The 7,593-nt window shown below is 74.5% G+C and carries 8 protein-coding genes; 4 read left to right on the top strand and 4 right to left on the bottom strand.

Annotated features, from left to right (window positions below):
* Window positions 1-109: 109 nt before the first annotated feature.
* The 3 genes from HYE82_RS31245 to HYE82_RS31235 form a co-directional block, all read right to left on the bottom strand.
* On the bottom strand, window positions 110-667 hold the full coding sequence (locus HYE82_RS31245; protein ID WP_179177566.1) for a GNAT family N-acetyltransferase: 558 nt from the start codon (window positions 665-667) through the stop codon (window positions 110-112).
* Window positions 664-1,527 carry a PhzF family phenazine biosynthesis protein gene (locus tag HYE82_RS31240; protein ID WP_179177565.1) on the bottom strand — a complete coding sequence of 288 codons (864 nt, stop codon included), beginning with the start codon at window positions 1,525-1,527 and terminating at the stop codon, window positions 664-666. Before HYE82_RS31240 ends, HYE82_RS31245 begins: the two co-directional genes overlap by 4 nt.
* Before the next feature lie 132 nt (window positions 1,528-1,659).
* Window positions 1,660-2,430, bottom strand: coding sequence for an SDR family oxidoreductase (locus HYE82_RS31235; protein ID WP_179177564.1), 771 nt, complete (start codon window positions 2,428-2,430; stop codon window positions 1,660-1,662).
* 109 nt (window positions 2,431-2,539) lie between these two features.
* On the opposite strand from HYE82_RS31235, the gene HYE82_RS31230 reads away from it, so the two are divergent.
* Together HYE82_RS31230 and HYE82_RS31225 are read left to right on the top strand one after the other, a co-directional pair.
* Window positions 2,540-3,955, top strand: a complete 1,416-nt coding sequence (locus HYE82_RS31230; RefSeq protein ID WP_179177563.1) for a multidrug effflux MFS transporter — start codon at window positions 2,540-2,542, stop codon at window positions 3,953-3,955.
* A gap of 104 nt (window positions 3,956-4,059) precedes the next feature.
* Window positions 4,060-5,061, top strand: coding sequence for a small ribosomal subunit Rsm22 family protein (locus HYE82_RS31225; protein ID WP_179177562.1), 1,002 nt, complete (start codon window positions 4,060-4,062; stop codon window positions 5,059-5,061).
* A 28-nt stretch (window positions 5,062-5,089) separates the two neighbouring features.
* Here HYE82_RS31225 and ddaH read toward each other — a convergent pair whose 3' ends face one another.
* The gene (ddaH, locus tag HYE82_RS31220) at window positions 5,090-6,100 is read right to left on the bottom strand and encodes a dimethylargininase (protein ID WP_369009824.1); all 1,011 of its coding nucleotides are present in this window, start codon (window positions 6,098-6,100) and stop codon (window positions 5,090-5,092) included.
* On the opposite strand from ddaH, the gene HYE82_RS31215 reads away from it, so the two are divergent.
* Both HYE82_RS31215 and HYE82_RS31210 read left to right on the top strand, forming a co-directional pair.
* Window positions 6,030-6,644, top strand: a complete 615-nt coding sequence (locus tag HYE82_RS31215; protein WP_179177560.1) for a TetR/AcrR family transcriptional regulator — start codon at window positions 6,030-6,032, stop codon at window positions 6,642-6,644. The two genes, ddaH and HYE82_RS31215, sit on opposite strands and share 71 nt — an antisense overlap.
* 214 nt (window positions 6,645-6,858) lie before the next feature.
* Window positions 6,859-7,593: bifunctional DNA primase/polymerase (locus HYE82_RS31210; protein WP_179177559.1), on the top strand; the 735-nt coding region annotated here is incomplete at its 3' end.

Genomic DNA, 7,593 nt, shown 5'->3' with positions numbered 1-7,593 from the left:
GGTCGACGGGGACCCGGCGGCGGAGGCGCAGCCCGGCGCGTAGACCGCGCCGCCCGTCGCCCGTACGCGCGCACGACCGTCCGCGCGTACGGGCGACGGGTTCCCGGCGTCACCAGAGGCGGTCGACGGGTCCCGGGTACAGGGCGATCCGGGTTCCCGCGAACGCGGCGGCCTCGGCGCGCCCGGCCGGGAAGTCCCCGAGGACCTCCTTGGCGAAGCCGGGCGCGTCGGTGGCCAGCGGCTCCTCGGGCGTGCCGCCCACCAGGACCGCGCCGGGCAGCCGGGTGAAGCCCGCCGCCTCGTAGAACCCGGCCAGCGGCCGGTCGCAGCTGAACAGGACCACGTCCACGGCCGGGTCGGCGGCCAGCGCCGCCCGGGCGGCGGCCACCAGCCGGCCGCCGTGGCCGCGCCCCCGTGCCGTCCGGCGGGTGACCACCGCGCTCAGCCCGGCCGCACGGTACGTGCGCCCCGCGTGCCGGACCGGCTTGTACAGCAGCGCCAGCGAGGCGGCCGCCACTCCGTCGGCGTCCAGCAGCAGCATCGACAGCGGGGCGAGCTCCGGATCGTGGCCGTGGCGGTTGCCGGGCCAGGCCTGCTCCTCCAGTTCGACGACCTGGGCCGCGAGCTCCGCGGGCAGGTCCGCCTCGGGGTGGGTGACGATCCTCATCCGGGGATCCGGACACCGGCGCCGCCGACCCGCACCCGCGGGTCCCCCGCCCGCAGTTCCACGGTGAGGACCCCCGGGCGGCCCATGTCCTCGCCCTGGTGGAGAGTGAGCAGGGCCTCCTCGGGGACGAGTCCGAGCTCGCGGGCGTACGCCCCGAAGGCGGCGGCCGCCGCTCCCGTGGCGGGGTCCTCGACGACGCCTCCGACCGGGAACGGGTCGCGGACGTGGAAGGTGTCCGGGCCCGCCCGGTGCACCAGCTGGACGGTGGTCAGGTCCAGGCGGCGCATCAGCGCCTCCAGCCGTGCGAAGTCGTAGTCGAGGTCCGCGAGGCGGGCCCGGGTGGCCGCGCCGAGCACCAGGTGGCGGGCCCCGGCGAAGGCGATCCGGGGCGGGAACGCCGGGTCGAGGCCGTCGGCCGGCCAGTCCAGGGCGGCGAGCGCCTCGGCGAGGTCGGCGGCCGCGATCTCCTCGGTGTGCGGTGCGACGCTGGTCAGGACGGCCCGCAGGCCGCCGCCGGTCGCCGCCACCGAGACGGGCACGGTGCCGGCGGGGGTGGCGAAGAGCAGGTCGCCCGGGCCGATCCGCTCCGCGAGCGCCACGGAGGCGGCCACCGTGGCGTGCCCGCAGAAGGACACCTCCGCCTTCGGGCTGAAGAACCGCAGGGTGAACGCCCGGCCGGGCGCACCGCCCAGCCCCGGCGGCGGGGCGGTCAGGAACGCGGTCTCGCTGTAGCCGAGTCCGGCCGCGATCCGGAGCATCGCGGCGTCGTCCAGGGCACTCGCGTCGAGCACCACCCCGGCCGGGTTGCCGCCGGCGGGGTCGTCGGAGAAGGCGGTGTAGCGCAGTACTTCGGTCGTCATGATCGCCCCAACCCGCGCCGGAGCCCGGCCATTCCCGCCCCGCCCGGCCGGCGTCCGCCCAGGGGCGCGGGGAACTGCGCGCTCGGCCGCCCGGGGCCCGCACCCGGACCCGGACCCGCGGAAGCCGGCCGCTCAGCCGCGCCCGATGTAGGGCATCGCGGTCGCCATCACCGTCGCGAACTGCACGTTCGCCTCCAGCGGCAGCTGTGCCATGTGCACCACGGTGCGGGCCACGTCGGCCGCGTCCATCACCGGCTCCACCGCCAGCTGCCCGTTGGCCTGCAGGATCCCCTGCTGCATCCGCTCGGTCATCTCGGTGGCCGCGTTGCCGATGTCGATCTGGCCGCAGGCGATCCGGTAGGGGCGCCCGTCCAGCGACAGCGACTTGGTCAGGCCCGTCACGGCGTGCTTGGTCGCGGTGTAGGCGATCGAGTGCGGCCGGGGCACGTGGGCGGAGACGGAACCGTTGTTGATGATCCGGCCGCCCTGCGGGTCCTGCTCCTTCATCTGCCGGAACGCCGCCTGCGCGCACAGGAAGGCCCCGGTGAGGTTGACGTCGACCACGGAACGCCAGGCCTCGTGGGGGAGGTCCTCCAGCGGGACGCCGCCCGGGCCGAAGGTGCCCGCGTTGTTGAACAGCAGGTCGAGGCGGCCGTACCGCTCGCGCACCGCCGCGAAGAGGGCGGCCACGTCGTCCGGTTCGCTCACGTCCGCCCGTACGCACAGGACGTCCGCGCCGGGCCCGGCCGCCTCGGCCGCCCCGGCCGTCTCCCTGAGCGGTTCGATGCGGCGGCCGGCGACGGCCACCGCCCAGCCGGCGGCGGCGAGGGCCAGGGCGACGGAACGGCCGATGCCGGAGCCGGCCCCCGTGACGACGGCGGTCTTCTTCCCACTTGCGTCCATGGGCCCGCAGGGTACGTCACCTGCCGCAGGCGTCCACGGACGTTCCGCCGGCTGAGAACATGGGGCGGTCAGGGGTGTGAGAAGACGACGAAAGAGACAGGAGTCCCGCATGCCGGAGACAGGCCCTGCGACGGCCGCTTCGCACGAGCCGTCGCCGAAGACGCGGTCCACCGCACCGAGCGCATCCACCCCTCGGGCCCCCTCCGATACGGCCCCCGACTCCACCTCCGATACCGCCTCCGATACCGCCCCCGTACCGGCCCGGGCCCGGGCCGAGGCCGCGGACCGGGCCCCGGCCCCGCCGGCCGCCGCGCGCCGCACCGGGCTCCTCGTCACCGTCGTCCTGGGCGGCCTCAGCGCCCTCGCCCCGCTGTCGATGGACATGTACCTGCCGGCCCTGCCGGAGGTCGCCGCGGCCCTGCACAGCCCGGCCGCCACCATCCAGCTCACCCTCACGGCCTGCCTCGCCGGCATGGCGCTGGGCCAGCTCGTCATCGGGCCGATGAGCGACAAGTGGGGACGCCGCGGACCGCTGCTGGCCGGCATGGTCCTCTACGTGCTCGCCACCGCCGTCTGTGCCTTCGCCCCGAGCACCGAACTCCTGATCGGCTTCCGCCTCCTCCAGGGCCTGGCCGGGTCCGCCGGGATCGTCATCGCCCGCGCCGTCGTCCGCGACCTGTACGACGGGGTCGAGATGGCCCGGTTCTTCTCCACTCTGATGCTCGTCTCCGGCGTGGCCCCGATCGTCGCCCCGCTCATCGGCGCCCAAGTGCTCCGCTTCGCCGACTGGCGAGGGGTCTTCGCCGTGCTCGCCGGAGTCGGCCTCGTCCTCACCCTGCTGGTGTGGCGCAGCCTCGGCGAGACGCTGCCGCCCGCGCAGCGGCACACCGGGGGTGTGCCGGCCGCGCTGCGGACCATGCGGGGGCTGCTCGCCGACCGCGTCTTCGCCGGGTACACCCTGGCGGGCGGCTTCGCCTTCGCCACGCTCTTCGCGTACATATCCGCCTCCCCCTTCGTGGTGCAGGAGATCTACGGGGCCTCCCCGCAGACCTTCAGCCTGCTGTTCGGCCTCAACTCCGTCGGGCTGATCCTGGCCGGGCAGGTCAACGGCAAGCTGCTGGTCGGCCGGGTCAGCCTGGACAAGGTGCTGGCAGTCGGGCTCGCCGTCGTCACGGCCGCCTCTGCGGCACTGCTGCTGATGGCCACGGGGGTGTTCGGGCGGGTCGGCCTCGTTCCGGTCGCCGCCGCGCTGTTCGTGCTGATGTCGGCGATGGGCCTGGTCCTGCCGAACACCAACGCACTCGCCTTGATGCGCGCTCCCCACGCAGCCGGCTCCGCCTCGGCCCTGCTCGGCACCGCCTCCTTCCTGGTCGGGGCGATCGCCTCGCCGCTGGTCGGGATCGCGGGCGAGGACACGGCCGTGCCGATGGCCGTGGTCCAGGTCGCCTGCTCACTGCTCGCGGCGGGCTGCTTCCTCGGCATGTGCCGGCCGTGGCGCGGGCGCGGCGCGACGGGCGACGCCTGACCGGCGCGCGGCCGGCGGTGGGCCCGGAGCCGACTCAGGGCAGGGCGGGCAGGGCCGCGGGCGTGGGCGTGGGGCCGGCCCCGGGCGCGCCGTAAACTTCGCAGGTGAACGCCTCCGCCCCCACCACCGCCGAAGCCCTCCGGTCCGCCCTGGCCGGGCTGCTCGACGGGCTCCCGCCGAAGCAGGCCGCGGCCGCCGTCGAGCGGCTCATCGCCAACTACCGGGGGCGCACGCCCACCGACGCGCCCGTCCTGCGAGACCGCTCCGACGTGGCGGCGTACGCGGCGTACCGGATGCCGGCCACCTTCGAGGCCGTACGGGGCGCCCTCGGCGGACTCGCCGGGGCGGCACCGCAGTGGGCCCCGGCCTCGCACGTGGACGTGGGCGGCGGCACCGGCGCGGCGACCTGGGCGGTCGACGCCACCTGGGACGGCCCCCGCACCACCACCGTCCTCGACTGGGCGGAGCCCGCCCTCGCCCTCGGCCGGGAGCTGGCCGGGGCCTCCGGCTCGCCCGTGCTGCGCTCCGCCGAGTGGCGGCGGGCCGTCATCGGCTCCGGGACCACCCTGCCCGAGGCCGACCTCGTGACCGTGTCGTACGTACTGAACGAGCTCACGGCCGAGGCCCGCCGGGCCGTGGTCGCCGAGGCCGCCCGGGCCGGACAGGCCGTCGTCCTGATCGAGCCCGGCACCCCCGACGGGTACCTGCGCATCCGCGAGGCCCGGGACCAGCTGATCGCGGCCGGGCTGCGGGTCGCCGCACCCTGCCCGCACGACGGGACCTGCCCGATCGAGGTCGGGCAGGACTGGTGCCACTTCTCGGCGCGGGTCAGCCGCTCCTCCCTGCACCGGCAGGTCAAGGGCGGCTCGCTCGCGTACGAGGACGAGAAGTTCAGCTACGTGGCCGCGACCCGGTTCCCGGTGCAGCCGGTCCCCTCCCGGATCACGCGCAAGCCGCAGATCCGGAAGGGGCTCGTCCTGCTGGACCTGTGCGGCCCGCAGGGGGAGGGGCTGACCCGGTCCACCGTGACCAAGCGCCACGGCGACCTGTACAAGGCGGCCCGGGACGCGGAGTGGGGCGAGCAGTGGCCCCCGGCGGCCCCCTGACCCCACAGCCCCCACAGCCCTGCAGCGGCTACATCCGCAGCTCCTGCGTGCAGCACTTCACGCTGCCGCCGCCCTTGAGCAACTCCCCCAGGTCCATCGCGACCGGCTCGAACCCGCGGTCGCGCAGGGGCGCCATCAGCCCGGTCGCCGCCTGCGGCAGCAGGACGTGGCGGCCGTCGGACACCGCGTTCAGGCCGAGCGCCGCCGCGTCCCGGTCGTCGGCGAGCAGCGCATCCGGGAACAGCCTGCGCAGCACGGCCCGGCTGCCCGGCGAGAACGCCTCCGGGTGGTACATCACCTCGTCGCCGTCCAGCACGCACAGCGCGGTGTCCAGGTGGTAGTAGCGCGGGTCCACCAGGTCCAGGCCGATCACCGGGCGGCCGAAGAACTCCTGGGCCTCGTCGGCCGAGAGCGGGCTGGAGCGGAAGCCGCGCCCGGCCAGGATCCAGCTGGCGGTCACGGCGAAGTCGCCCTCGCCCTCGTTGACGTGCGAGGGCTCGTGGACGTCCCGGAAGCCGTGGGAGCGGAACCAGTCGAGGTGGATCTCCGCCTCGGCGGCGCGCTCCGGGTGCGCGAACCGGGCGCCGAGCACGCGGCCGTCGATGACGAGGGCGCCGTTCGCGGCGAACACCATGTCGGGCAGCCCGGGGTCCGGTTCGAGCGTCTCGACGGTGTGGCCGAGGGAGAGGTAGCGGTCCCTGAGGTCTTCCCACTGGGCGTGGGCGAGGGGCAGGTCCACCGGTTTCGTGGGATCCATCCACGGATTGATGGAGTACGTGACCTTGAAGTGCGCCGGTGGGCACATCAGGTAGCGCCGGGGTGTGGCGTCTCTGCGCAAAGAAGGCTCCTCACGACTCACGGACTTGTGGAGAGAATCGTCTCTCCCCCGGGGGAACCGCGCAGTGAACTGTCCGGGTGGTTTGCGGAATGACTCAAAGACGAGACGTTTCGGTTGGTAATTTGTCCGAATGAGCAGCAAGAACCCCGACGTGAAGGCCCCCGATGCCAGCCGCCGCAGCGACCGCTCGCGGCGGGCCATCCTCGACGCGGCACTCGCCCTCGTCGGGGAGGTCGGCTACAACAAGCTGACCATCGAGGCGATCGCCGCCCGCGCCGGCGTCGGCAAGCAGACGATCTACCGCTGGTGGCCGTCGAAAGCGGCGGTCCTGCTCGATGCCTCCCTCGCCCTCGCCGGAGACGCCGAGACCGAAGGCGGCTGGACCTTTCCCGACACCGGGGACCTCGCCGCCGACCTGAAGTCCGTACTGCGGGCCACCGTCGACGAGTTCAACGACGAGAAGTACGCCGCCCCCGCGCGCGCCCTCACCGCCGCCGGAGCCACCGACCCCGAACTCGGCGCCCGGTTCACCGAAAAGCTCCTGGAGCCGCAGCTCGCCCTGTACGAGGCACGGCTGCGCACCGCCCAGGAGGCCGGCCAGCTCACCGCCGACGCCGACCTCCGCCTGACCGTGGAAATGCTGCTCGGACCGCTCACCTACCGCTGGCTCCTGCGCACCGCACCGCTGACCCACGCCTACGCCGACGCCCTCGTCGACGGAGTCCTGTCCGGCCTGCGGACCTGAGGGGTGGCGAAGGTCACCGCAGGCCCATCCGGGCAGCCACCAGCGGAAACAATCACCCCATTTCCCACCTCATATCTGGATATTCCTTCCGTTCGGCTGCCGTTCGCACAGAGTTCACCCCCACCCCCCGGTGGGGGAGAGCGGTCATCCGGACCTCAGGATGGTGGGACGATGTGAGGGTCTGCCGGTGGCCAACGGTGAGGTGAGGGGATAGATGGGGTCCGAGTCCGGCCGCGTCAAACGCGGCGAGCAGAGCAGGATTTCGCAATGGCTGCGCCGGCGCCCGAAACCCTCACCCGAAGACCCGGCCCTGGTGCGCGAGGCACTCCTGCTGTCCGTCGCCGCCGCCGGCCTGCCGCTCGCCCCGGCCGCCCACCCCGCCGGCTACCGCTGCTCCTGTGACCGCATCGGCTGCCCCACCCCCGCACGGCACCCCCTCTCCTTCGCCTGGCAGACCCAGTCGACCACCGACCGCGCCCAGATCGAACGCTGGGCCCGCAACCAGCCCCAGGCCAACTTCATCACCGCGACCGGCATGCTCCACGACGTCCTCGACGTCCCCCTCGAAGCCGGAACCCGTGCACTGGGCCGCCTCCTCGCGGCGGGGGTCGACGTCGGCCCCGTCGCCGAATCCGGCGGCACCGGCGACCAGGCCCGCATGCTCTTCTTCACCGCCACGCGCGGCACCCCCGAGGACGAGGACGAGTGGTGGCCCTGCGAACTGGACTGCCACCCCGAGACCATGGACGAGCACCCCGGGCTGCGGTGGCACTGCCGGGGCAGCTACGTGCTGGTGCCGCCGGCGGTGCTGCCCGGTGGGCACGCCGTGACGTGGATCCGCGGCATGGAGCACGCCCTGCCGGACCCCCTCACCCTGCTGGAAGCCCTCACGGACGCGTGCGCCGCACACGTCGGCTCCACCGACGCCGCCCCCTGGCCCCTCCACCAC

This window comes from Streptomyces sp. BR123, assembly GCF_013401435.1.
In the GTDB taxonomy this organism is placed as follows: domain Bacteria; phylum Actinomycetota; class Actinomycetes; order Streptomycetales; family Streptomycetaceae; genus Streptomyces.
This window is presented reverse-complemented; position numbering and strand designations above follow the sequence as displayed.

Excerpts from the sequence above, each read along its gene's own strand:
- HYE82_RS31245 (WP_179177566.1), bottom strand. The coding sequence starts at position 667 with ATGAGGATCGTCACCCACCCCGAGGCGGACCTGCCCGCGGAGCTCGCG.
- HYE82_RS31240 (WP_179177565.1), bottom strand. The coding sequence starts at position 1,527 with ATGACGACCGAAGTACTGCGCTACACCGCCTTCTCCGACGACCCCGCC.
- HYE82_RS31235 (WP_179177564.1), bottom strand. The coding sequence starts at position 2,430 with ATGGACGCAAGTGGGAAGAAGACCGCCGTCGTCACGGGGGCCGGCTCC.
- HYE82_RS31230 (WP_179177563.1), top strand. The coding sequence starts at position 2,540 with ATGCCGGAGACAGGCCCTGCGACGGCCGCTTCGCACGAGCCGTCGCCG.
- HYE82_RS31215 (WP_179177560.1), top strand. The coding sequence starts at position 6,030 with ATGAGCAGCAAGAACCCCGACGTGAAGGCCCCCGATGCCAGCCGCCGC.
- ddaH (WP_369009824.1), bottom strand. The coding sequence starts at position 6,100 with ATGGCCCGCCGCGAGCGGTCGCTGCGGCGGCTGGCATCGGGGGCCTTC.